Source organism: Brakhagea slesvicensis, from assembly GCF_052161625.1.
Lineage (GTDB): Bacteria > Planctomycetota > Planctomycetia > Pirellulales > Pirellulaceae > JBKCUI01.
The window spans coordinates 5,092,155-5,115,342 of record NZ_CP197412.1 but is presented as its reverse complement, the minus strand read 5'-3'; the positions used below and the strand labels follow the sequence as shown (position 1 = coordinate 5,115,342).

Genomic DNA, 23,188 nt, shown 5'->3' with positions numbered 1-23,188 from the left:
ATTTCGCTTGGCGTTCCCAAAAAGGGAGGTGACTTGCCATGCAAATATTTCCAGCGAACTGGAGCAATCCAGCCGCAGCGACCCAGCAGGCGTTGCAGCACCCACGCGGTTCGACGGCGCCCCATAGCCCTCCTTCGTCCCCCGCTATTTCCGACGTGGGGAAAGCCGAAAAGACAGGAGACCGCGACGCCGACGAACGGTACGACGGCCCGATGGCAGGTTATCCCAAACCACCCTCCTCAGGGGAGCAGGAAGCCGAATCCCCCTCGCCACAGCTAGAGCTTTCACTCCCCGCTGACAGCGGAGAAGAGTCCAAATTCGACGTCCTCGGATAAGGGGAGTTGACACCGACGACAAAACAATCAATCATTACATCATTCAATCATTCGATTGATTGTTTTCGAAAAGGGTGGATATGGACGAGTCGCATTTGGATTGCGAGCACGCGAAGGTCGAGTCGATAGAAATCGCGGACGCTGAGTTGTGCGAGCGAGCGGCCGCGATCTTTCGGGCGCTCGGAGAACCGAATCGTCTCAAGCTCCTGTGTTTGCTGGCGAAACGAGAATTGTGCGTCTCGGAGTTGACGCAGATTTTAAAAGATAACGTTCCTGCGGTTTCCCAAAGGCTCAAGCTTTTGAAATCCGAACGGCTCGTGAAGCAGCGTCGACAGGGAAAGCATATTTTTTATCGCCTGGCTGATGCCCACATTCAGCACTTGATCGAAAACGGAATGGCACACGGCAGCGAACCAACGCTGGAATCACCAGAGGAGTAATCACGACTATGAGTCATCAACACGCGAATCACGATCATCAGCATGGTGCCCAGTGCGGTCATACTGCGATCAAGCACGAGGATCACGTCGACTATTTGCATGACGGTCATCTCCATCATCCGTCTGGGGCCGGGTGCGTGGAGGAGCATTCACTGTCAGTGAATGCCGCGAATCCAGATACTTGCACTGGCGGTCATACTTGCTCCGGTCACGCTGCGGACCACGTTCATGGCCCTGATTGTGGTCATGAAGCAGTACCGCATGGCGATCACATCGACTACCTGGTCGACGGTCACTTGCACCATCCTCATGACGGCCACTGCGATCATCACGGCAAAGTGGAAATCGTGCGATCGTAAAGACGAAAGTCCCAACGGGCATTTACCAATAGCCAGCGATGGTATGAAGGCTGGCTGATTCGGTAGCATCCGGCAGGCATTTCTCGATATGGGGAGCCTGCTCGGTGAAAAGAATATAGGTGCCTTGCGGTGGCAGCATCGTAGAAGGGAGACGCAGCAATGGGTCCCCCAATATCGATCGCCAAACCTGTTCTTCCACCGTCGCATCATCTGGATCGATGGTGGAGTAGGTATAACGGCCCCAAAAAGAATCGCTGAGGGATCGTTGATTCTCCATGGGAGCATCGACGGGGGCACGGAGCGGGTTTTGATTGTAGAACGCCGTTAGCTTCTTATAAGCATCTTCCGATTCGATAGGTGCCAATACGGCTTCTTGATTGGGCTCGACGTTTTCGATCATGTAATACGCCCCTTGCGAGTCGACAAAGAGCCCCACCAGCCACTTGGAATTACCTCGATTGAACACTGCGGGCGCGGTGGCATTGTCCGACAGCGATCTGCGTTTCTCTACGACTTGAAGATCCGACACCGGGTGCGTGATCAAATACTGAGATTGAATTCGTGCGGGAAGCAAACCCGAGTAGACGATTTCTTCTCCTTCCTCGCGCATCCATTGTTGGTAGGATGCGTTTTCGCTTGTGGGCCAAACACGGGTCACCATTGTTTCTTTTCCAAAGCGAATACCGTCGGAGGGGAGATAAGCGGAGAAGTACGATTGCCTGGACCAAACCATTCCATTCCCATCGCGATCCACCATCGTAAGGGATCGAATTCTGGAAACCGAAGTAAAGCCGTCCTTGATGAATCCAAAAGCGAACAGGGAAGTGGTGGCGAGGAGTGCCAAACATGGCATCCACAGAATGAGCCAAACGCGCCGACCTGTGCGATTGGTCCAAACAATCAAGCCTGGTGCAACCAGTCCAACGAAGACGACGACGAACAAAAGAAAACTCCAAACAGGAGTCTTCCCAACGCTGGGAATCAACCAGTCCCAATAGCCAGCGCCGAACCCTCCGACAAATCGAAGGGATGCGTTTGTAATCCCCGATTCCGTAGGAAACTGATCCATCAGAGTTCGACCGTATGCGACGCGAATGCGACCCAGCCCACAAGCGGCATCGTATTCTTCGGTTGGCGTGGATTGAACAATTTTGGAATCCAACTCCGCATCGCTCGCGCTCGCTTCCTCGAACGACAATCGATTCCATTGCAGAAACTGTTCGCTCCATACGTGTGCGAAAAGGAGTTGTTGGTCCAGCAACGCCAAGAGGACTTCTTTTCCATTTTCTTCGAGGAGGGTTTGAAGCGGATACGCTGACAAATTCACGACGCCCATCCCGCCAGTTCCTCTGGTGCGATAGACCCCGGTGCTCGCCTCGATCTCATCGTCGACCAATAGTTCACAGAACGTATCCCATACGGTCGATGGGACCAAATCTCCGTTTTGGTAGATGAAGTCTGATTTTCGTAGCCGTGTCAAGTCATCCTGCGATGGATCATTTTGGTTTCTAATGATTCTCGCGATCTCTTTGCGAGCCAACGACTCGTACCGAAGCATTCCTCTCTCGCACAGCTTGCTCCATATTCGGATCGGTTGGTCTGCTCTTTGAATATTCAGGTGTCCTCCCGCCTGGACATACTGCATCAAAACGCGATGGGAGTCGTCTGACAATTGCAGATAGTCTTTGCCATCGATTTGGATCACCCCGAAGTGCGAAAGCTCCAACCAATTCTTAGGTATGCGTTCCACCAATCCGTAACCGTACTCTGTCTGGGACGCCAATTGATCGGCGCGATACCAATTTCCAGACTCCGTTTGGCGATGAAGCTTTTCAAGCTCTTGGTAGGCAATCCGACGGGGACCGGAGAGACTGCTGGTCGAGGCAGAAATGAGATTTAGAAAAATCTTCTGATCCCCACTGTACCATTGCCTCTGATCGCCAAAGACAAACGCGGATAGGCCCGCCAATGGACGCCCATTCAACGTCGCAGAGACTCGCAAGTAACTGTTGGAACCGTCGATGTTAAACAAGACGCTGGACCGAGCTTCAAACTCGCCCGCGACGATGGGCACGGAAACGATACACCCGGTACTCCCGTTGGAGTTGTAGTCGTATGTGGCAAGTCTAAAAACCAAAGTCCCGGTCGTGGGAAATCGACCCAGTTTGGAAGGGGTGACTCGAAAGTGGATTCGATGATGTCCCCTCATCGCATGCGCAGTCTCGACCATGATCTCCGCATCCAAATCACCTGTCTCTCCGGTCCGGCGATTGGAAAACATCAAATACTTGCCGCGGCTCAATTGATCGATGTTCACCGACTGGCTTAGCGAGGACTGCGATAGAGAACAGCTCCATGCGACACCCCAAAAGAAAAGGATTGCGATGATTTTACTGGGCATGGAAAGCACGCGCGAAACATGGGGCAAGGAATAGGAAGTACGCGACTGATTGTACAGGATTTTCCTCCTGAAGTTCTGTTGCGTCGCGCCGAGTCCCTTCGCACACGCCACCCTATCACCGTACTCGACGGCCCCCCTTGGCCCGCACCAACTGGCCAACCCGCAACGTCTCGCTCGCTACAAATTACCCAGATAGCACGACGGTCACGGATTCGTTCTGGGTGGACAAGCCTACCTAGAAGAATCGATCTTTTCGATGAAAGCGTCTCACTCCGGATAAGAGCTTGCATTCGGAAGGTCGTTACAAGTTACCAGGATGAAGAAGTTGCCAACACCTGCATCGGTATCGCACACCAGGGAGGAACGAGTTCAGCTCGCTCGTCTCCTCCTGCGCCGAAGCACCGGCCTTCTCCTTGGACTGCTAGCCTTAGCCACCTTCCCCTGCGGTTCGATCCTGGGCAACGACCACACCGTTTCCCCGACGATCGAGCCTGCCGCCGATTTGCAATTACCCTCGACGACATCATCGGTCCCAGTTCTGACGAATCATCAAGTGGCGGTGTTGTCGGGCCATCAAGTGGCGGTGTTGGCAGCCGAAAACTGCAACCCGGCCAAACTCTTGCTCCAAAACCATGCGAGCGAAGATCCTACGTCTCAATGCCACGATGAAGCCGTTCGCGCCACCCTTTGGGAAGTGCGATGTGCGGCCTCCCAACGGCTGAGAGAAGAGGCGGCTCGCAATGCGTTAAAACTCCACCATGCCCTCGCTGCCACCTATAGAGCCGAGGAGCTTTTAGGGCGTACTCAAACTGAATTACAGCATCAGCAGACGATTCAGGCGAAGCTACTCGATCAAGGAATCTCGATTCCGGATGTTGGGTTGATCGACAGACTGTCGCGCGATTGGGAAGACCGGGTTCTCGAAAATCGATCGAAACAATCGCAGCTTCGCATTCAACTCTCCGGACTGATCGGATCGGAGTGGGCATGCCACTACCTCCCGCAGTTCGATCCAGAGCTTGCACCCAGCGATCAAGACATTTGTCACTACCACCAACTGGCCATGACATGCCGGCAAGAGATTCTATTGCTGAAGCGGCTTCGACGCTCGGTGGATGAGGAGCATTTAGAGATATGGGATAGCGTCGCTGGTTCTTTGTTAGGAACTCCCATCGCATTCCCCTCCGGTTCTACCTGGATGAAAAAAATCCGGCGTACGGTTTTGCGTGAAGAAGTCGAACAAGCCATTCGAAACCGAAGCCGTTGGCTCGAAACGCTTATCCAGGAGCGTTCAAAACAGCTTGTCATCGAAGTGGAAGTCGCTTACGAAGCGAAGCGGGCCGCGGCCCTCCGCTGGGCCAATGCGAAGCGCCTCACTCAATCCTGGGATCGACGGCTTGAGGAGCTGGTTCAACTGGGGGAAGAAGTCGCTGGGAATTTGGCGAGCCAATCCGAAGCCAGACTCGAGCGGCTTGCTAGCGAGCGAGGCGAAATCGAGCGCTGGTTGGATTGGCATACAGCGCAGACCGATCTTCAGTTCGCATCCGGCATCATCCTCTCCCCCTGACTCCCGGGCCTCAACTCGTAGTCAGTCGGTCAAGAACAGCCCCGTCAAGAACTGTCCCGTCTGGTCCACGCACCCCGCTCGATCTCACGGCGATGACTGGAGTTGCTTCTTAACCAGCAGTTCCGCTTCTTGGGTTGCTTTTGCGAGGACGTCGGCCAAGAGGACTGGCTTACCGCCTCGACGTTTCGATTCATCGGCCGCTTCCATGAAGGTGAACATCTCGATCGATTCGTCCACATCCACTCCTTCGTAATCCCCTATGAAGAAACTGGCGACACGATCGACGAGGGGTGCATAGCCATCGTACTTGCCTCCCATCTCGATCGATTGCTGGCCGAAGACCAAGAATCCGTAATCCGCTTTTCCGTCTCGAATACCTCGAAATTCTCCGACACGGCCATCGTTCCAGAGCCCCAGGGCAACATCCGTCCCCTCCACAGAGACGCGACTGACTTGTTTGCACCCTTTCCCCATTACGGTGTAAAGGGTCTCGACGCCATGGACTCCATACCAATAAAGATCGGGGTGTGTTTTCTCTAGCGAACATGGTGACCACGCGATAGCTCCACGAACTGATTTTCGCTTGGCTTCGTCGTCACGGTATCGAATCGTTCCCTCTGAAAAACGGAGCGAAGAACTGGTGAACCATCGAGCGGAATACTTTTCTGCGATCAACTTGATGGCAATGGCTTCTGCTAGAGTTCCCGCCAGTGGCTTATCGATGAAGACAGGTTTCTTCGCTTGGAATGCCGGAATGACTTGCGGCAAGTGTTTACGGCCATCGAGAGAGTGGATAATGACCGCGTCGACCTGCTTTACCAACTCGTCGACAGAATCGACGATTGTGATCCCTTTCTTTCGGAAGCTATCTGTGTAGCCTTCAACGCGTGATCGACTACTTTCGATATCTTCGCTCCCACCTGCAAAGGCATGGGTAATCTGCTGTTGAGCGAAATCGCCGGTCGCATTTTCTGCGTTGAAAATATTTGCAAACGCGTTGGCGTGCGATGTGTCGAGCCCGATGACTCCGATCTTCATCACCGAGGCCGATTGCGCCGCTGCGATATGGGGAAATAAGAATGCAACCAGTGCCGCAATGGCGAAGGCAACAGGGGGAGCTAAGAGAAATCGAAACGTCATTGGGAAACTCACGATGTGGGGGAGATGGGGTGGGACTGGGAATCGTTCGAAGACGGAGAACGGCGAACCCGCGTTAGAAGAACGACGAATCGCGCTCCGTTGGCTTTAGTCGGTTCTTCCACTCGAATTGTACCACCCAATCGCTTGATGATGGCGCGGACGATGAACAAACCCAATCCGGTTCCAGGTTTGGTTCGTTCGAGCTCGTTCCCAACACGATAGAAGCGTCGAAAAATGGCGCGACGAAGATGGCGAGGTATGCCGTTTCCGTTGTCTTGGAAGACAATTCGCAACTCCGATTCATCGTTGGAAACCGTCGCTTGGAGCAAGACCGAAGGAGGAGTTCCAGCATATTTGATTGCGTTGTCGAGGAGATTGCGAATCAATATCTCTACGTCGACTTGCTTACCCCATACCTCACAGTCATCCACTTCGAGAATCAAGGCATCGGGGGGGAGGCGATACTGCTCTTGAAGTTTCGAAGCCGTCGCGCGGGCGATTTCGGAAAGGGAGACCCAATCTGATTGTTGCGGTCCATTGGAGTCCTGTTCTAGCTTGGCAACATCGAGCAACTGGCTGATCAATCGATCCAATCGCTCTACGTCATCCATCATCGATCGGTAAAAATCACGTCGCTGCTCAGGACTGACGTCATGCCGATTCAACGTTTGCAGAAAAAGCTTGAGCGATGCGATAGGGCTCTTGAGTTCGTGGGTAACCGCATCGAGAAAATTGCTCTGTCGTCGGTTGAGGTCAACCTGCTGGATACTCCAAACCAAATAGAGGATGACACCGGTTAAAACCAGCGCGAACATGACAGACCCGACCGTCAACAGGGTCCAATAAAGAGCCGAGCCAGATTGATTCGTGATGGCGCCAAAAACGTTGACCAGGACCCAACCCACGGTGAGTCCGACGATCAATACGATCATGACGATCGCCAGCGATATGGGCCAGGTAAGACTCTTTCGCTCCAACATTCTCAAACCACCTCGATACAACGTTCCCAAGTCGGTGGGTAAGGGGCTTCGAAAACCAATCGTTCTGCCGTTTGCGGATGAAAAAACTCAATCGATCGCGCGTGCAAGGCGATGGGGGATTGCCTAAATTCACCGTTCTGCCATTCGCTCCGGCTGCCGTACGACACGTCGCCGATGATTGGATGACCATGGTGGGCGCATTGTAATCGAATCTGATGCATTCTACCTGTCTCAAGCTCCACCTCGACCCAGGTGAGCGGAATCTCAAGTCCTGGCAAACGACATTCCTTGACCCACTGAACATGCATGACCGCCAATCGCGCCCCTTCGGTCTCTCGATCGCAGATCTCAGCCTTTGCGACGTCTGGAATTTTGCGAATCCAATCCTCCCATCGCTTCGGCTCAGGGTTCAGGCGGTTGGGCAATGCTTGGCCCCCGGGAAACGAAGGATTTTCGACAATCGCATGATAACGCTTGACGACTTTCCTCGATGCAAACTGGTCGCAGAGAAGTTGAAGCGACCGTTGGTTGCGAGCGATGACCATCACTCCGGTGGTGACTCGATCGAGCCGATGGGGCAAACCTACGAACGGCTTTGCATCCCCAGGAGTGAGCGAGGCAAGCTGTGTGAGCAACTCGGTCTCAACCGAATCGATCCCATCGATGGCCTGTGAGAGCAGATCAACTGGTTTGTTGATGACCAGAAACCAAGGGTGTTCGAAAAGGATCTGCATTAGAAAGTTACTTGCACTACAAAAAAAAACGAGAAGCACCGGCCACGAATCGCGTCATCTTGACTACGAGTTCATTGTGCTTCTCGTTACCATCATAATCTAGTATCTATCTAAGTCGGTCAAGAGGGTTTGCGCAAAAGCGAATGAATGAAACGACATCGATCCACTTTGTAACGGGCAAGCTTGCGGAACCATCGCTTCGAGAGATCGTCGAGCAGATCGCTCTGAAACATGGCTTCGATTTTACGATCGACGTATTGCCGATTACGGTGGCAGCATTGATGACCCCCAAGTGGTTGTTGCGTCACATGCGTATCCCAGAGCGATGCGATCGAGTGATATTGCCTGGATACCTGCACGAAGGCATCGATGAAATTCGTCTCGCAATCCAGCGTGACGTAACGATCGAGTGCGGCCCCAAAGACGTAAGAGACTTGCCGATTCTTTTTGGTAGCCAACGATTCCGAGGCGAGGATTACGGATCTTACTCCATCGAAATCATCGCCGAAATCAACTACGCACCTCGACTCTCCCTCGAAGACTTGCTCCAGCAGGCGAAGCAATTGATTTCCCAGGGGGCGAATCGAATCGATTTGGGATGCGAGCCGGGCAAACGATGGCAGGAGATCGCGACGGCTGTTCGTACGCTGCGCGAGTCCGGTATCGAACTGTCCGTCGATACCTTTGATCCATGGGAAGCGAAACATGCGACCGGGGCAGGAGCCGGTTTGGTTCTATCGGTGAATGAATCGAACGTTCACCTCGCAAGCGACTGGGGTGCGGAAGTCGTCGCGGTCCCTGAACTGGGAAGCGACTACTTGGGGAGTTTGTCGCGCGTCGCAGAAGTCTTGATCGCGAAGAACATTCCCTTTCGATTGGACCCGATTCTGGAGCCGATCGGTTGCGGTTTCACACAAGCCATAGGGCGCTACATCGAAACCCGAAAAGAGTTCCCGGACGCACCGATGATGATGGGGATCGGAAATGTCACCGAGTTGACAGATGCGGACAGCGCACCGATCAATCTGATCCTTATGGGTATCTGCGAAGAGCTACAGATTCGCAGCGTGCTCACAACCCAAGTTATCTCTTGGGCAAAGACGAGCGTGCGAGAGTGCGATATCGCGAGGAGACTTGCCCATTACGCAATCCGCCATCGCGTTCCTCCAAAACATCTAGACGATCGACTGGTCATCCTCCGCGATCCTCGCGCGGTCCCGTATAGCATGGAGTCGATCGCCCAATTAGGAAAATCTCTCAAGGACAACAACTACCGAATACTCTTGAGCGAAAACGAGATCCACTTACTCAGTGCAGGCGTTCACCTAAGAGGAACGGACCCTTACCTGCTCATGGAGGAATTGTTGCAACTTCCTGAGTCGCGAAACGTAGACGTTTCCCACGCCTTCTATCTAGGCTTTGAACTCTCCAAGGCATCGACGGCTCTGACGTTGGGCAAACGCTACGAGCAAGACGAACCACTAAGATGGGGAATGTTGAGCCGAGACGAGTCGCACCATCGATTGAAACGTTCGAGACGCCCTCCGGTCGCCGACTGACGTGAAAGGGATCGCCGAGAGGAGAATCCCATTCCACACGAACGTCACATCCGATTCTTTCGGAACGAACCGCACAAGCGTAATGCCTGCATTTCGGTTACGACAAATTAGCGTGGGCCGTTCCAAGCATTGGGAAGCGAACAGGCGATATAAAGCTTGACTCGCGCTGGAAAGACCAAGGATGGCGAGTGAGCAAATTTGCAAGCAAGGAGCTGAGCGATGCAATGGCGAGGACAGGCAAGAATCGTTTTGGGAGCTCTGATGTTGAGCGGGATGGTCTCTTCGGCTGCTGCGGGAGACTTTCTCTCAGGAACCTACCTTGATCCTGCCATGCAGCGAAAAGATATCTTTTCGCATCGCGTTTGGAACGCTTGGCCGGAATACCGTGCGACCTACAACCGACCACGCTACGTAGGGGGACACATCGCACACATCGTCGAGCCGACCAGCCAAGAAGCGATGGCTTGGAAGATCAACAAAGAGAACGGCAACTACGCCAATCATTGCGGTCGCTATGTACCCCTCTATTACTATCCCAAACCTTGGGAGGCGCTCAACACGCGAGCGCGCCCCGATTTCGTCACCCGAGACGAACTGGCATCGGAGAAATAACCCATCGCACGATAGGGTTTTCGAGCGGAAGCGTGTGATGGTAGATAACGCTCGGAGAAGTGGCCAGTCGAAGGCTTAGGGGGTTTCGCGGCGGGCGACGACGTGGCCGGCGATGACCGAGGCGAGATAGAGCGGGGTCGACGCGGTCGGCAGCAAAGTACCTGCCGCGTTTCCAACATACGTTCCGTACGCGGGATACAAGACATGCACGGCTTCCCGTTGCAATTCTGCATCCCCTCGGTCTCGGACATAAGCTAACACGTCGTTGGTCGCGGTCCTTTCGTGCCAAAGGGGAACGATAGGCAACACGTACAACGCCGCGTAAGTCCCAGGATACTCGCGATTCGAGAAGTCCTTGGCATGCGCTCCTTCGTGATAAGCGATCGCGGGAACGTCGCTGTAAAGATGGATCGTGGCGGTATAGGGATTGTAGTGGTCTCCACCAAACAATCGGCCTGGAATCACAGTTTCACCTAGCGTTGCCACAGCACCAAAGGTGTAACGCCATGGCCATGCGACCGATTTGTTCTTGGTGAGGCGTCTCCAGTCATCGAGCGGTCGGTATTGGTTAAGCCGAACTTTGACGTCGACCAGATCGTTTTCAATCAAGTAGTCCTGCAGCAGCAACTCGGTCTCTTGCGAAATCGAATGAGATTCGATGTGGCGATTCCACAGCAAGATCTTGGAGGGGATCCCCCATACCCAACCGAATGCGTCGATGATCGGTCGCTTTTGCCCCCGCTCGAGGATAGGTTCGTCATCCGCGATGAGATCCGATGGCAAATTGTTGCGATGCCGAACGATCGGATCAGGGCGAAGAACGCCACACCCTGCCATTTGAACAAGCAAGAGTACCAACGCGAGGCGGTAGACGCCCAAGGTCTTGGCTGTTGCTCGCCTGGTGAAGTTGTGATTCCACATCATGGATCGGACGATAGCCAAAACGGAGCGTCGATTCCAGAGCGATCCGAATTGTGAAGCTACTCAGACAAACGAATCTCGAAAAGATTCGGCCAATTTTTTCCGGTGATGAAGATTCGTTTCGATTCCGGGTCGTATGCGATTCCATTCATGACGGCTTCCCGATCTCGCCCCGCTTGGGGGTATAGATGAGAAGCATCGATCCATCCGAGAACCGATCCATCTTTCGGTGAGATGCGTGCAATGCGATCCTCGTACCAGATATTCGCCCAAATCTCTCCATTCACCCACTCTAATTCATTCAGATTCTTGATCCGTGTGTTGCGGTCTTTGACTTGGAGTTTACGGACTTCGCGAAACGTTTTGGGGTCGACGAATCGAATCACAGCAGTGCCATCACTCATGATCAGATGCTCTTCGTTGTCAGTAAGCCCCCAGCCTTCCTGGATGTATTGAAAACTGCGTTGGTACTGCATCGTGGCCAAGTCGTAGACGAATCCGGTGTGTTCCTGCCAAGTGATTTGATAGATGGAATCGCCAAGGATTGTAATTCCTTCTCCGAAGTAGCGAGCGTCTAATGAGACGCTGAGCAAGACCTTGCCATCTTCTATCGAGACCTTGCGAAGCGTCGAACTGCCGCGTTGCCCGGTCCCTTCAAAGAGGATCCCCTCATGAAAGACGAGACCTTGTGTAAAGGCATCTGCGTCATGGGGATAAACCTGGACGACTTCAGCCTTGACCACTGGCGTCCCACCTCTCCTGGTGCCTTGGCCACAGCTGACAAAACCGGCTAATAGCAAACACCCGCAAAGGGGAAGACTTCTTAGAAATTCAAACGCAATTGCCATCGTGGTGCTTTCAAGAACAAGCTCTCCACTTCGAGCTCATCCAGGTTCGAGGCCGAGGGGAGTTTACCGGATTATACCTTGCACAGCCCGCATTGCACCCTCATTACCCGATCAACCCTACCAGCGTTGGGCGGCCTGCGAGTTCTTTAAAAACCCGCTCGCTTCTTCGCTCAGCGCATAGCTCGCATTGGCTTGATTGAGTTCGAGGAAGACGATGTACTTCGAATGATCCGCTCCCGCATACATGATCGGTGCCGGTGCGATATGAAGAACATTGGTCACCCGATTGTTCCAACGCGTGGTGAAGAGCTGCCCACCGAGCGATGCTTCAGGTTGAAGACCATAGAATTGAATCATCAGCTGCGCCAGGGCCGAGGGATCCCCCGTCAAGCCATGCAGGTTGATTCTTCGAAGCGATTGTGCCGCGTCGAAATAGTAGGTCAGTGTGCCCGCTAAGTCCGATGGTCTCGTCCCTGTGATCAAAGGAACACGCAGTCCGTCCATTTGAACATTGGAAAGTACCGTCGAAACACGAGAAAAACGCTGTGGCAGCCAACCGGGCTGGATATCGAACCGAAGAACTTCGCGCAGATCGTGTACTTCGCCCCCTCCGATCGCCCCAGGTTGTTGCTGCAGTTGTTGCAGATGCGGAACTCCAATCGTGTAGTCCCAAAGCTGATGGGTGCCGCCAGGAACCAAGCCGGCCGGGCCTTGCCGGGACTCCAAGACGGGATTCCCTGGAACGGACGATACCGGATAACCGGGATTGGGGTAATTCGCGGGTACGGCAGCTGGATAGGTGGAGATCGGATAAGACGCCTGCGGCGGCATGGGTGTTGCCGTCGGGTCGGGCCAGGACGCAGTGGCTCCCTGCAAGTAATTCGGATTGCTAGTTGCAATGCTATCCGGACTGCCGGGGGCAGTCGTGCTGCCCCCCATCAGCATCTTGCGAGCCGCAGTTCCGACGTCCGTTTCAAACGCGGCATAGGGGCCACCGATTGCGGCGACGAGAATAGCAGCCGTGCCGGTCGGCTTTTGCAAGAAGTTCGATAGCATGGTTAGTAGGAGCGCCGCAGCTACTCAGGAGGGGCCAAGGGACTTAACAGCAAACCTCTCCATGGTTTCAAGATTCTCGGCTTGCGGGCAATCCGTGAGAATCGCGACTTCAAGCCGAGAGGGGGAGCGACATTCCTTCTCCGCCCGTGAATAGCAATGTCGGCGGCACCCACTCCCACCCTTCAAAGGAAGCCGAAAAGATAGCTAAAGCACGGAATGATCGGTGGGAAGATTGCGAGCATAAGGATTGTGCATGCGACTTTACCCAACGAATAAGAAGATTTGACATCGTCGGCATAAACCTTCGCCTCCAACGCTTCCGATATTTCCTCGTAGGTGGAAAATCGCTATCGTTCCGAACTCTACACAGCAGAGGGGAAAGGAATCCCATGGATCGTCGAGAATGGTTGGCCGGTTTAGGAACGTTGATGGTGTCCGTGTCGTCGGGATGCAAGGGCTATCAGTACGGCCATGTCATCAAACCGGATGCACCGAATCTAGTCGGCAGTCACGAGGCAGGTGCAGAGGTATTCGATCCATTGGTCGACGAAGCGGTAGCGAAACTGCTTGCTCGCCAGCAGATGGTCACGGCGGACACACCGCTGGGTCCCGACGGCGAGCCTCTCCCCAAGACCATTTGCTTTGTTGGAATCGAGAACAAGAGCGCTGAGGATATCGGAGACTTCAAAGACCAACTCTACCAGCAGATCGATTCGCGATTGCTCGAAGCCAACTCCTTTCGATCCATCAGTCGACGGATGGTGGACGCAGCGTTGTACGAAACACGCCTTCGCCCCGACTCTCTGATGATCCCGGACAACATGCGACTTTTCACAGCGGTGCTTGAGCGTCAGGGTGCACCGATCGACTATCTCCTCTTTGCTGTTTTAACCAGCGGCACCACGACGCGAAATAGTTCGACGCAGCGCGATTACGATTTGACTTTGGAGCTGGTCAATCTTCATTCCGGCATCGCCGACAAGCAGACGGCGGAGGTTCGCAAAGGCTATCACAAGAGCGCCATGGGCAAGGTGTGGAACTACAACCCATTCAAGCGTTGAGAGCGGCATGAAGCGACGGCAGCCAGTGCCAAGACAACGAACCTTTCGAAGATCGATTTGTTGGTCGCTCTTGTTGCTTGTCCAACTTGCATCGGGTTGCTCTACCCACGCCAAAAGGCTGGCGACTCCCAGAACCCTTTTTTACGACGGTCGGCTGGAAGAGTGTCGAACTTCGCTCGCGAAACTGGAGAAGAGCCGTCACGACAAGGATGTCGTGAATCTCGATCTGGCTGTCGTCGACTTGTTGAGCGGAAGGCCTCACGAGGCTGAAAAGCGATTGAAGATCGCGCGCGATCGGTTTGAAGAACTTGAGTCCGAATCCTTGACGGAGAAGACTGTCTCGATGTGGACGGATGATCAAGTTCGATCGTATGGGGGGGAAGATTACGAGAAGATCCTTATCCGTGCCTTTCTTGCCTTGAGCAATCTTTTGCACGACGGAACGGACGCTGAAAGCTACACGTTGCAGTTGCAGCAAAAGCACGAGGAGATCGCCATTCGCGTCGGCGAAATCGATCCCTCCAAGCCTCAGCCCTATCGCCCCCTTCCCATGGGATTCTACCTTCGTGGGATGCTTCGGGAAGCGACACTCCGCGACTATGACGACGCGGTTCGAAATTATGAGATTGCATCGAGTCTGATGCCCGAGTGCATGCCACTCCAATGGGATCTGAATCGTGCCAGGGGAGGTGTTCATTCGCAGCCAGGGAATGGAGTGATTTATGTTTTTGCGATGGTAGGGAGAGGTCCTTACAAAGTCGAAGTTAGCGAACAACCCACCAGTGACGCCTTGCTCATAGCTGATCGTATTGTTTCTGCAGCGGGTCCCTACAAAGTTCCTCCGACGATCGCGCCGATCAAAATTCCCGACATCGCGATCCCCACCTCCGATGTCTCCTCGGTCGGAGTGAGTGTCAATGGAGCCAGGATCGGTGAGACACACTGCATCGCGGATGTCGAGCAGTTGGCCGTTGAATCCTACAAGGCGACGCGCAACACCATCGTCGCCCGCGCGGTCGCGAGACGAGTGATCAAGAAGGCGACGGTCGCAGCAGCAAAGCAATCGATGAACACCGAAGGACTCTCGTCCGTCGGCATGGATCTAGCAGGGATCGCTTGGGAAGCCACCGAGGGAGCAGATACCCGCTGCTGGGGACTACTGCCCAATGCGATTCAAGTCTTGCGAGTCGAAGCACCCAAAGGGACAACCTATGTTGAACTCACGCCACTGATGCGTGGAAGACCCGTCGGAAGTAGCAAACCTGTCCAAATTCCAGTGAGCGACGGTCGCAATTCCTACATTCTCTGCTGGTTCCCTGACGCGCGCAGCACTTCCCAGGTCATCACCTGCTCGACCGGTCTCGCTTCCCCCGCCCCCTCGCAATGACCGTAACGAAGGGGCCCCCTCGATGAGGTTGATCCATCCAATACAGGCTATTTGTTTGATACACTGTTCACGCTTGCAGTTAAGGAGCCTTCGCTCGTCATCACTGCATAACCAAGTATGAACAGATGAGTTCCAAACCAGACATCGCAGAAAGAATCGGAACGACGATCAACATGATGAGGTACTTGTTTTTAATCTGTTTACTAGCGATCTCCACAACTTCCTTGGGAGCGGACCCCATCACGGTGATGCTGGGTAAAGATGCCAATGCGCCAAAGCAGCCGCAGGCCTGTATCGGATCTGACGGTTCGGTGCACGTGGTTTTCGGAGTCGGCGAGCTGGTCTATCACTGCGTGATGGACGACCAAGGAACACCCGTTCCGAACAAGGCATTTTTCATTCCGAACATGTCACTCGGCATGAGGCGTGGACCACGCATCGCCCACACGGGGAATGCGATAACCATCACCGCCATTGGAGGTGCAGTTGGAAAGGGGAGAGATGGAGATGTCCTGGCCTATCGATCTTTGGACAATGGGAAGAGTTGGCAGGGACCAGTCAGGGTAAACGATGTCGAAGCGTCGGCGCGAGAGGGTTTGCACGCGATGGCCTCTTCGGAAAACGGTACCTTGTGGTGTGTTTGGCTGGATCTTCGAGAGAAGGGGACACAGTTATTCGCTTCGAAATCGGAGGATCATGGTGCGACTTGGAGCAAGAACACTTTGGTTTATCAATCTCCCGATCGCAGTATTTGCGAATGCTGCCATCCTTCCATCGCGGTAAGTAACGATGCGTTGCATATACTCTTTCGCAATTCGCTCAAAGGGAATCGCGACATGTATTTGGTCTCGTCGAATGACAAGGGCGAATCTTTTGGCAAGGCTATTCGACTGGGTCAAATTCCATGGCAGCTCAACGCTTGTCCTATGGATGGGGGCATGTTGGCATTCGATAAAAATCGGCAGCTCGCAACCGTTTGGCGACGCGACCGCAGTGTCTTTTTTGCGCCTGCAAAGCCAAATTCAGAAGCCTTGCTCGGAATGGGTGAGCAGCCTTGGATCGCAAGTGGCGACGACGGATTCTATTCCGTGTGGACCAGCAAACGCGAAGGGGACCTTTACTTGATGAAACCTGGCAGCACCGAGGGAGAGCGCATCAGCGAGAATGCCAGTTCCCCCGTGGTCGTGGGAAATTCACAGTCCAATCCGAAAGTTTATGTATTCTGGGAAAAGCGATCCGACCAAGGGATTTCGATTGTTGGACAACGTGTTCGATAGTCCCGCCGCGTGCTTAGACGCCTATTATCCAAGCTGTCGTATCCGAGTTGCAGTATCCAAGGCGCGATGGTTTCTGGGCGAACGGAGCCAGCGATCGCGGTCGGTCGCAAATTTATTCGTATTTATACTTTGAAACGATCGGTGTGGATCGTGAGTAAAGGAAATGGCCGTGAACCGAGCCAATACACGCAAACATCTTCGCATCCCACGTGACCTGACGTATCGCCTTCGGCCACAACGGGGATTGGCACCGGCGGAGTTATTTGTCGCATCCTTTCTCGCTCTGATACTTGCAGGGACTTTGGCTCTGAAGCTTCTGCCGGGTTTATATCAGAACGAGGGATTGAGTTGGACGGATGCAATCTTCACCTCCACGAGCGCGGTATGTGTAACTGGGTTGAGCGTTGTCGACACGGCGACGTATTTCACCCCACTTGGTCAGGTTGTCATTTTAGTTCTGATCCAATTGGGTGGTTTTGGGATGCTGGTTCTGACAAGCATCATCATCACCGCGCTTGGAGGAAGACCCTCTCTTAAAACGGAAAATCTAGCGGCTGGTGCGCGGCATATGCTGCCTCAAGTCCCTGCGAAAAAGCTCATTGTCGATATTGTATGGTTCACATTCATTTTTGAATTACTCGGCGCCGTTTCCTTGTATGTCGTTTGGGTTCCCAGGCTTGGGTGGTGGGATGCCGTTTGGCCCTCGATCTTCCACTCTGTAAGTGCTTTTTGCAACGCTGGCTTTTCGACAAACTCTTTGTCACTGGTCGATTATCGCGACTCTCCGGGCACGATCGTCGTCATCTCGTTACTCATCACGGCTGGCGGGCTTGGTTTTATTACCATCGAAGAGATCTACCAACGGTATGTTCGGCGCAACAAATCGATTCGGCGACTATCGGTACACAGCAAGCTTGTTATTGCGACCAGTTTGTTCCTCGTCTTGATCGCATGGCCACTTTTCGCTTTGTTTGAATGGAATGGAGTATTGCGAGAGATGACGTTCCTCGACAAGCTAACCAATTCGCTGTTTTTGAGTATTACTCCTCGCACAGCGGGATTCAACACGATCGACTATGGAGCCGCCACGGACAGCTCGAATTTTCTCACGATCATTCTGATGATGATCGGGGGCTCACCTGGCTCCACTGCAGGGGGAATGAAGACCACGACCTTTGCGCTACTCGGTTTGCTCGCATGGTCCCGGTTGCGATCGCACCAAACGGTGAATTTTGCCGACCGCTCTATGCCACCGGACACAATTCAACGTGCTACAGGCCTATTCGTGATCGCGATAGGGATCGTGGTATTCGGGGTCTTTTTGTTGGCATCGATCGCGGATACGTTTCACGTCCAGCACGAATTCTTAGCCCTTCTATTTGAGACGATAAGTGCTTTCAACACGGTGGGACTCTCCATGGGAATCACTCCTCAGCTATCAACCCCGTCGCGCTGGGTCGTTATTGTATTGATGTTTGTTGGAAGAACAGGTCCACTTTCCATTGCAGCTGCATTGGTGGTCCGACTTTCTGTGGGAGGGCGATTCCGCCTAGCCTATGAGGATGTCGTGGTCGGATAACGCATGGGAATCATTGGAACGCAGGGAAATGAGCATGAAGAGATTCGTCATTGTCGGGTTGGGGAATTTTGGTTTCACGGTTGCCAAATCCTTATCGGAGCAAGGTCACGACGTCATTGCAGTGGATCAGGACGGGGACTTGATCGACCGCTTGGCAACGTTTGTGTGCCATGCTGCGGTGGGTGACGCATCCGATGTCGAAACACTTCGGCGAATCGGTGCATCGGAGGCGGATGCTGCTGTTGTTTCTACCGGCGACGACATTGCATCCAGTATTCTCGCGACCATGGCGCTTCATGATCTGAACGTGAAGGATATCTTTGTCAAAGTCGTATCGAGCGACCACGCACGAGTCATGCGGAGAATCGGTGTAACGGATGTTGTCTTTCCGGAGCGAGACACAGCCCTCGCACTTTCGACACGGATCAGTGGCACAACACTTTTGAACTATGTCCGACTCGGCACTGGATTTAGCATTCAAGAGATGGGCGTCCCGGCGAGCTGGCATGGGAAATCCATTCGAGAATTGGAGCTTCGCCAACACTATGACATCACAGTCGTTGCACTTCATGATGTACTTACCGACAAAATCACAGCCACGCCCGATCCCGACTACTTGCTTAGAGATTCCGATACACTTCTCGTTGCAGGGGATGACAACGCCTTGCAAAAAGCCGCCAAGGTAAAATAGAATCATCGCGAACTTCAAAAAAATGATTTTGTACCACTCTGTCGGTCTGGATCTTTGCCCACGGGAATGCTGGATGGACCAGGCAATCGCGATATGGCAATATCCACATCAGGCCAAGCTACTGGGATTCGTTCTAGCAGATGGTCTGCGTAGATTTGGTGTAAAGCGAAATCGTCGCGATGGACATAGCCTATGTGGCAACCACAGGTCGCATTTGGACACACGGCTGGTCGCAGAAGCCCCCAAATGTCATCGTGATAGATATTTCCAATAATCTGATCCACGAAGTGGCAGCGGCGAGCATCACCGCGACCATCGACAGCAAAGGACGTAAGCCCTGTTTGACAAGGCTTTCCCCGACTCGGCCACTGGTGCGCGTTCCACTGAAAATACGGGTCGACCGAGCCGAGAAACTGCAGTTCCTCTTTCGAATACGAAATGCCGCTACTTTTCGGTATGTTGATCCATAGATAGACGTTGGAAGGCAATTGTTTTCGCAAGTCTGCTATGACATCAAAGTGCTCCTTGAATCCTACCACTCCAACGCTGAATCGAATTTTGAGCTTTCTCAATAGGTCGCAGCGATCCAGAAATCGCGATACGTCGGTTTCACTCGGGTGAAACGTCGCCCACAGTGCCAATCGCTCCGAGCATCCTTCGCACAAGTCATCGAGATGACCGCTTAAATTCGTTTGCATGACCACACGTTTAACATGCTCGATATGCGACAAGCGAATCATGGCTTCGCGGTAGTATCGATGTATGATGGCTTCCCCCCAAGGAGTGAAGAACACACCTACAGGTCGTTGGCAATCAGCTACCCAACCCACAAATTGCTCTAGCTGATTGCGATCATGCGTTAATTCTTCCCTTGTGTTGGTGGTCTTCGCAAAAGGGCAGTATCCGCACGCATAATTACAGCTCGACAATGAACCACGATAAAGAATACGCGTGATACTCATCGAAGATCGTACTCCTCCATACGTGCGATCACCTCATCCGAATACAGCCAGGGACCAATCACATCGCTGTAGGCGATTCCGTCGGCATTCAGTCTGAGATGCGTTGGTGTAAGCTCAGCGTAACCAAGCTCTAACAATTCATCGATTTGCGGGATTTCCGCACGAACATCCGTCCCGAATCGGTCATGAAACGCTTGGAGTAGCAGTCCATCCGACTGCAACAAGGATCGGATTAGGTATCTGCGACATTGATCATCGCGGGTCAGATAAACACCATAGTCGGCATGTGCGAAATCGTGCTCGTTGCGCATCGCGAAGTCTGCAATGATTTTTCGGACGTGTTTGCCACTGACTGCATATTCGCTGCTGTAGTGCAATCGAGTTGTATAACTTCGAGCACCGGGCCCCAGGCCAATCATTCCATCTTCCTGGCAGCAATGTTGGGTCGAATACTCGACCCCATCACGACGGAACATGCGCATCGAGATTTGCCTGTATCCCGCTGCCAATAGCATATCGCGACCAAGCTGGTAGAGCAGCCGTCGATTGGCTCCCGGACTGTGCCCGATTCGTCCAAGACCCGTTAATTCGCGAACGTAGAGGGGATACAGAAACATTTCTTCCGGTCGGTGGTGGATTGCTTCCTGAACCGTTCGGATCCAATTCTCTTCGTTCTGATCTTGGGTTCCGTAGATCAAATCCAAATTGAAGATATCGACCTCGGACTGGCGAATCAACTCAATTGCCCGATACACATCGTCGTTCTTTTGGGGACGCCCTAAGCGACTCAAGTCTCGTTGAACAAAGCTTTGCACGCCCATGCTCACCCGTCCCACTCCATGTTCAACCATTAACTGCAGCTTTTCGGCATCGACTGTTCCTGGCGATACTTCCATTGAAAAGGGAACCGATCCTACCGAAATTGGCCAATCGTTCGCAATCAGATGCAATAGTCGCTCAAGTTCATCGGCGTTCAAATAGGTCGGGGTACCACCTCCAATCGCCAATTGTGCAATGCGATGTGGTGCAATGCTTTCAGTAACAATCTTAGACTGAATGGCTATGGCGCGGAGCGTTTGAGCGACAAGTTCCTCGGACGGTTGCGACGCCGTGAATAAATTGCAGAACCCACATCGCATTTCGCAAAATGGGAGATGCAGATAAAGAAAGAGTTCCGTTTTGCTTTCCTCTGCCCACACACGTTCCAATGCGACAGGCGGATCCAGTTTGCGATAAGACGTTTTGTGTGGATAAGCGTACGCGTATCCGGCATATTGCTCACTGGCGATCGCCTCCGACAAACGGCGTGGACCGCTACCACTCGAATTCAGCATAGGGCACCTCCCAAACCGTATGATGTGCCACGCGGTGCCCCCAATAGCCATCTTCTCCATAAGCGGTGCCATGGTCCGAACAAATAATGCCGAACAAACTTCCACGTTGGCGAAGGCATGTCAACAATCGAGGTAGTTGTCGATCAATTTCGGCTAGTGCGGCGGCGTGACTTTGAAACGAATCGCGACCATCGGTGGGAGGGGCCTCTGAATCGTAAAACCAGTTTGGCTGATGGATCGCCGAAAAATTGATGAAACAAAACACTCTCTTGTCCCTCTGCCGATCGATCGCCTCGACAGCACAATTCACTTGGTTGTTTGCCGAGTCACGATCTGCAACCCCCATTTCTTTGGACCAATGCGACTCATCAAATAAACTCGGTAGGACTTTCCCCAACGCATTCGCAGGATTGAAGAATCCGGTTCCTCCCACACATAGGGTGTGGTAGCCCATCCGAGAAAGAGCTTGCGGCAATGTGGCTTCGGGGTAAGCAAACGTTTGTTCCGTTGTCGACTCGCTACCACCAAATTCGGAGGCGAACAAGCGAGGGTGGATTCCGGGCTCAATGGGAGTGGGTAGAAAGCCAGCAAAAAAAGCTTGGTGTGCGGCGAAAGTGAACGTCGAGGGAGAGTGCCGCCGCTCCCATCCACGGGCAGGTAGACAGCTTGCGAGATGGGGGAGTCGACCACTTTCGAACATCGATTGGGCCACATCATAGCGAAGCGTGTCCAGGGTGACGAAGAGAATATCACTACATCCAACATGATTCTTCATACGACATCCTCTGGTAATAGAATCGCAGGCGCGGCACTCATTGGAGAACCCCGCGATCACTGCGATTCGACTGAAGGATTGCTTGATAAACACTCCTGCCCTTCGCGACCAATCCGGGTAGAAAGTCTCCAAACGCATTGACTTCACCGATCAACGGCAATCCCGAGCGAGGCAGTAGGACGTCGATTCCACAGTAGAGGGACCCCGGAAAACAATCGGCGACTCGCAGCGCTAATTGCCTGCAGGATTCCACCCGTTCGAAACCAACAGCATCCTCGACTTTGCTCAAGGGTGCGCGCGCGTTGCCGAGGTGCAAGTTGGTAATCGGTGAAGAACTTTGCCGGGCGACCATGTGGTCTGCCTTGCCGTTGATAACCACTACGCGCAAATCAAAGCGATCGCCCTCGACGCGCGCTTTATTGACGGCAACCTCTGCAATCATTCCTTGGGGAGCAAGAACACGAAAAACATCTTCAATGTCGCGTGCGTTCGTGTAAGAGCGAACACGAAGCGAATTGAATAGACGAACGCGACCGGTATCGCGGGTCATTTCAATGGGAGCGATCAACTGATGGTGGTTTTTGCAAATTCGAAAGTAGCAAACGCCAGATGCAGACGAAGCGTAACGAGGTTTGACGAAAACGCGGCCCCCCGACTTCGGGATCCACGTCAGCAACGCCTCGACAAAGTCGTTGTGGTCGGTCGGTAACAAAATGGTATGAGGCCGATGCGACTGTAATTCCATGTGCGATGCAATAAGCTGGTGCGTCCTCCATTTGTCGAACATCACTTCGATTTCGTTCGGTTGTTGGTCAAGTTCAACATCTAGTCGGCTTGTTGACCAATCACCTATTGCACGGAGAACACGGCAAAGTCCGAAGTATTGGTAATTGACGGAAAGTATTTCCCCAAACTTCGGAATCTCCGTACCACCTCCATGAAGGATCAACGAAGTGATCGCCGACACTCGTTGACCAAAGGAGTCGAAACGTAGTCGGGAGCCAATGGGAAGAAGGTTCAATCGATCCGTTCCCTCCTGAATCAGATCGATCCAATCGACACATTGCGGCGATGGAAGCCCAGACTGCATCGCAGCCTCCCGATAGTTTGCCACCCTACGGCTTTCGGGATCGCCGATCATCCAATGATTCTGTTGAGAAATCGACATCG

At 53.2% G+C, this 23,188-nt stretch carries 22 protein-coding genes; 11 read left to right on the top strand and 11 right to left on the bottom strand.

Features of this window, described 5'->3' with window-relative positions:
- Positions 1-38 precede the first annotated feature (38 nt).
- The 3 genes from SH467x_RS19545 (at position 39) to SH467x_RS19535 (ending at position 1,134) form a co-directional block, all read left to right on the top strand.
- Complete coding sequence (locus tag SH467x_RS19545) at positions 39-335, top strand: hypothetical protein (RefSeq protein ID WP_482368771.1); 297 nt, start codon at positions 39-41, stop codon at positions 333-335.
- Positions 336-415: 80 nt separating this feature from the next.
- Positions 416-775, top strand: coding sequence for an ArsR/SmtB family transcription factor (locus SH467x_RS19540; protein WP_482368770.1), 360 nt, complete (start codon positions 416-418; stop codon positions 773-775).
- 8 nt (positions 776-783) lie between these two features.
- Positions 784-1,134, top strand: coding sequence for a hypothetical protein (locus tag SH467x_RS19535; RefSeq protein WP_482368769.1), 351 nt, complete (start codon positions 784-786; stop codon positions 1,132-1,134).
- Positions 1,135-1,156: 22 nt separating this feature from the next.
- On the opposite strand, the gene SH467x_RS19530 is transcribed toward SH467x_RS19535, so the two are convergent.
- Positions 1,157-3,535 carry a hypothetical protein gene (locus SH467x_RS19530; protein WP_482368768.1) on the bottom strand — a complete coding sequence of 793 codons (2,379 nt, stop codon included), beginning with the start codon at positions 3,533-3,535 and terminating at the stop codon, positions 1,157-1,159.
- 316 nt (positions 3,536-3,851) lie between these two features.
- Here SH467x_RS19530 and SH467x_RS19525 point away from each other — a divergent pair, with 316 nt between their 5' ends.
- Positions 3,852-5,102 (top strand): hypothetical protein, encoded by a 1,251-nt coding sequence (locus tag SH467x_RS19525; RefSeq protein ID WP_482368767.1) that lies wholly within the window; start codon positions 3,852-3,854, stop codon positions 5,100-5,102.
- 84 nt (positions 5,103-5,186) lie between these two features.
- On the opposite strand, the gene SH467x_RS19520 is transcribed toward SH467x_RS19525, so the two are convergent.
- Genes SH467x_RS19520 through SH467x_RS19510 form a run of 3 tightly spaced genes read right to left on the bottom strand, consistent with a single transcriptional unit; the run spans position 5,187 to position 7,956 of the window.
- The gene (locus tag SH467x_RS19520) at positions 5,187-6,242 is read right to left on the bottom strand and encodes a Gfo/Idh/MocA family protein (RefSeq protein WP_482368766.1); all 1,056 of its coding nucleotides are present in this window, start codon (positions 6,240-6,242) and stop codon (positions 5,187-5,189) included.
- A gap of 8 nt (positions 6,243-6,250) precedes the next feature.
- Entirely contained in the window at positions 6,251-7,222 is a 972-nt protein-coding gene (locus SH467x_RS19515; RefSeq protein ID WP_482368765.1) for a sensor histidine kinase, read from the bottom strand.
- A 2-nt stretch (positions 7,223-7,224) separates the two neighbouring features.
- Complete coding sequence (locus SH467x_RS19510; protein WP_482368764.1) at positions 7,225-7,956, bottom strand: RluA family pseudouridine synthase; 732 nt, start codon at positions 7,954-7,956, stop codon at positions 7,225-7,227.
- 143 nt (positions 7,957-8,099) lie between these two features.
- On the opposite strand from SH467x_RS19510, the gene SH467x_RS19505 reads away from it, so the two are divergent.
- Entirely contained in the window at positions 8,100-9,515 is a 1,416-nt protein-coding gene (locus SH467x_RS19505) for a DUF6513 domain-containing protein (RefSeq protein WP_482368763.1), read from the top strand.
- Between the two features lie 219 nt (positions 9,516-9,734).
- Complete coding sequence (locus tag SH467x_RS19500; protein WP_482368762.1) at positions 9,735-10,127, top strand: hypothetical protein; 393 nt, start codon at positions 9,735-9,737, stop codon at positions 10,125-10,127.
- Between the two features lie 75 nt (positions 10,128-10,202).
- On the opposite strand, the gene SH467x_RS19495 is transcribed toward SH467x_RS19500, so the two are convergent.
- From SH467x_RS19495 to SH467x_RS19485, 3 genes are all read right to left on the bottom strand, one after another.
- Complete coding sequence (locus SH467x_RS19495; protein ID WP_482368761.1) at positions 10,203-11,051, bottom strand: hypothetical protein; 849 nt, start codon at positions 11,049-11,051, stop codon at positions 10,203-10,205.
- A 56-nt stretch (positions 11,052-11,107) separates the two neighbouring features.
- Positions 11,108-11,896 (bottom strand): glutaminyl-peptide cyclotransferase, encoded by a 789-nt coding sequence (locus SH467x_RS19490; protein WP_482368760.1) that lies wholly within the window; start codon positions 11,894-11,896, stop codon positions 11,108-11,110.
- A 117-nt stretch (positions 11,897-12,013) separates the two neighbouring features.
- Positions 12,014-12,952: a DUF6690 family protein gene (locus SH467x_RS19485; RefSeq protein ID WP_482368759.1), complete on the bottom strand. Its 939-nt coding sequence runs from the start codon at positions 12,950-12,952 to the stop codon at positions 12,014-12,016.
- 389 nt (positions 12,953-13,341) lie between these two features.
- On the opposite strand from SH467x_RS19485, the gene SH467x_RS19480 reads away from it, so the two are divergent.
- From SH467x_RS19480 to SH467x_RS19460, 5 genes are all read left to right on the top strand, one after another.
- Positions 13,342-14,013 carry a penicillin-binding protein activator LpoB gene (locus tag SH467x_RS19480; RefSeq protein ID WP_482368758.1) on the top strand — a complete coding sequence of 224 codons (672 nt, stop codon included), beginning with the start codon at positions 13,342-13,344 and terminating at the stop codon, positions 14,011-14,013.
- Between the two features lie 73 nt (positions 14,014-14,086).
- Positions 14,087-15,400, top strand: a complete 1,314-nt coding sequence (locus tag SH467x_RS19475) for a COG3014 family protein (protein WP_482368757.1) — start codon at positions 14,087-14,089, stop codon at positions 15,398-15,400.
- Between the two features lie 125 nt (positions 15,401-15,525).
- A complete protein-coding gene (locus SH467x_RS19470; protein WP_482368756.1) occupies positions 15,526-16,677 on the top strand; it encodes a sialidase family protein in 1,152 nt (383 codons plus the stop codon).
- 169 nt (positions 16,678-16,846) lie between these two features.
- Positions 16,847-18,256 carry a TrkH family potassium uptake protein gene (locus tag SH467x_RS19465; RefSeq protein ID WP_482368755.1) on the top strand — a complete coding sequence of 470 codons (1,410 nt, stop codon included), beginning with the start codon at positions 16,847-16,849 and terminating at the stop codon, positions 18,254-18,256.
- A 34-nt stretch (positions 18,257-18,290) separates the two neighbouring features.
- Entirely contained in the window at positions 18,291-18,947 is a 657-nt protein-coding gene (locus tag SH467x_RS19460) for a potassium channel family protein (protein WP_482368754.1), read from the top strand.
- A 14-nt stretch (positions 18,948-18,961) separates the two neighbouring features.
- Here the strand turns inward: SH467x_RS19460 and SH467x_RS19455 are convergent, their stop codons facing one another.
- Genes SH467x_RS19455 through SH467x_RS19440 form a run of 4 tightly spaced genes read right to left on the bottom strand, consistent with a single transcriptional unit; the run spans position 18,962 to position 23,186 of the window.
- The gene (locus tag SH467x_RS19455; protein ID WP_482368753.1) at positions 18,962-19,909 is read right to left on the bottom strand and encodes an STM4011 family radical SAM protein; all 948 of its coding nucleotides are present in this window, start codon (positions 19,907-19,909) and stop codon (positions 18,962-18,964) included.
- On the bottom strand, positions 19,906-21,243 hold the full coding sequence (locus tag SH467x_RS19450; RefSeq protein ID WP_482368752.1) for an STM4012 family radical SAM protein: 1,338 nt from the start codon (positions 21,241-21,243) through the stop codon (positions 19,906-19,908). Before SH467x_RS19450 ends, SH467x_RS19455 begins: the two co-directional genes overlap by 4 nt.
- A complete protein-coding gene (locus SH467x_RS19445) occupies positions 21,224-22,018 on the bottom strand; it encodes an STM4013/SEN3800 family hydrolase (protein WP_482368751.1) in 795 nt (264 codons plus the stop codon). Before SH467x_RS19445 ends, SH467x_RS19450 begins: the two co-directional genes overlap by 20 nt.
- Positions 22,019-22,055: 37 nt before the next feature.
- Complete coding sequence (locus SH467x_RS19440) at positions 22,056-23,186, bottom strand: STM4014 family protein (protein WP_482368750.1); 1,131 nt, start codon at positions 23,184-23,186, stop codon at positions 22,056-22,058.
- Positions 23,187-23,188: the final 2 nt, after the last annotated feature.

What these genes read in the sequence shown, in the direction of transcription:
- SH467x_RS19440 (WP_482368750.1), bottom strand. Translation starts at nt 23,186, where the DNA reads ATGTCGATTTCTCAACAGAATCATTGGATGATCGGCGATCCCGAAAGC.
- SH467x_RS19515 (WP_482368765.1), bottom strand. Translation starts at nt 7,222, where the DNA reads ATGTTGGAGCGAAAGAGTCTTACCTGGCCCATATCGCTGGCGATCGTC.
- SH467x_RS19480 (WP_482368758.1), top strand. Translation starts at nt 13,342, where the DNA reads ATGGATCGTCGAGAATGGTTGGCCGGTTTAGGAACGTTGATGGTGTCC.
- SH467x_RS19490 (WP_482368760.1), bottom strand. Translation starts at nt 11,896, where the DNA reads ATGGCAATTGCGTTTGAATTTCTAAGAAGTCTTCCCCTTTGCGGGTGT.
- SH467x_RS19470 (WP_482368756.1), top strand. Translation starts at nt 15,526, where the DNA reads ATGAGTTCCAAACCAGACATCGCAGAAAGAATCGGAACGACGATCAAC.
- SH467x_RS19450 (WP_482368752.1), bottom strand. Translation starts at nt 21,243, where the DNA reads ATGCTGAATTCGAGTGGTAGCGGTCCACGCCGTTTGTCGGAGGCGATC.
- SH467x_RS19445 (WP_482368751.1), bottom strand. Translation starts at nt 22,018, where the DNA reads ATGAAGAATCATGTTGGATGTAGTGATATTCTCTTCGTCACCCTGGAC.
- SH467x_RS19525 (WP_482368767.1), top strand. Translation starts at nt 3,852, where the DNA reads ATGAAGAAGTTGCCAACACCTGCATCGGTATCGCACACCAGGGAGGAA.
- SH467x_RS19505 (WP_482368763.1), top strand. Translation starts at nt 8,100, where the DNA reads ATGAATGAAACGACATCGATCCACTTTGTAACGGGCAAGCTTGCGGAA.
- SH467x_RS19500 (WP_482368762.1), top strand. Translation starts at nt 9,735, where the DNA reads ATGCAATGGCGAGGACAGGCAAGAATCGTTTTGGGAGCTCTGATGTTG.
- SH467x_RS19530 (WP_482368768.1), bottom strand. Translation starts at nt 3,535, where the DNA reads ATGCCCAGTAAAATCATCGCAATCCTTTTCTTTTGGGGTGTCGCATGG.
- SH467x_RS19545 (WP_482368771.1), top strand. Translation starts at nt 39, where the DNA reads ATGCAAATATTTCCAGCGAACTGGAGCAATCCAGCCGCAGCGACCCAG.
- SH467x_RS19510 (WP_482368764.1), bottom strand. Translation starts at nt 7,956, where the DNA reads ATGCAGATCCTTTTCGAACACCCTTGGTTTCTGGTCATCAACAAACCA.
- SH467x_RS19455 (WP_482368753.1), bottom strand. Translation starts at nt 19,909, where the DNA reads ATGAGTATCACGCGTATTCTTTATCGTGGTTCATTGTCGAGCTGTAAT.
- SH467x_RS19460 (WP_482368754.1), top strand. Translation starts at nt 18,291, where the DNA reads ATGAAGAGATTCGTCATTGTCGGGTTGGGGAATTTTGGTTTCACGGTT.
- SH467x_RS19535 (WP_482368769.1), top strand. Translation starts at nt 784, where the DNA reads ATGAGTCATCAACACGCGAATCACGATCATCAGCATGGTGCCCAGTGC.
- SH467x_RS19495 (WP_482368761.1), bottom strand. Translation starts at nt 11,051, where the DNA reads ATGATGTGGAATCACAACTTCACCAGGCGAGCAACAGCCAAGACCTTG.
- SH467x_RS19485 (WP_482368759.1), bottom strand. Translation starts at nt 12,952, where the DNA reads ATGCTATCGAACTTCTTGCAAAAGCCGACCGGCACGGCTGCTATTCTC.
- SH467x_RS19540 (WP_482368770.1), top strand. Translation starts at nt 416, where the DNA reads ATGGACGAGTCGCATTTGGATTGCGAGCACGCGAAGGTCGAGTCGATA.
- SH467x_RS19520 (WP_482368766.1), bottom strand. Translation starts at nt 6,242, where the DNA reads ATGACGTTTCGATTTCTCTTAGCTCCCCCTGTTGCCTTCGCCATTGCG.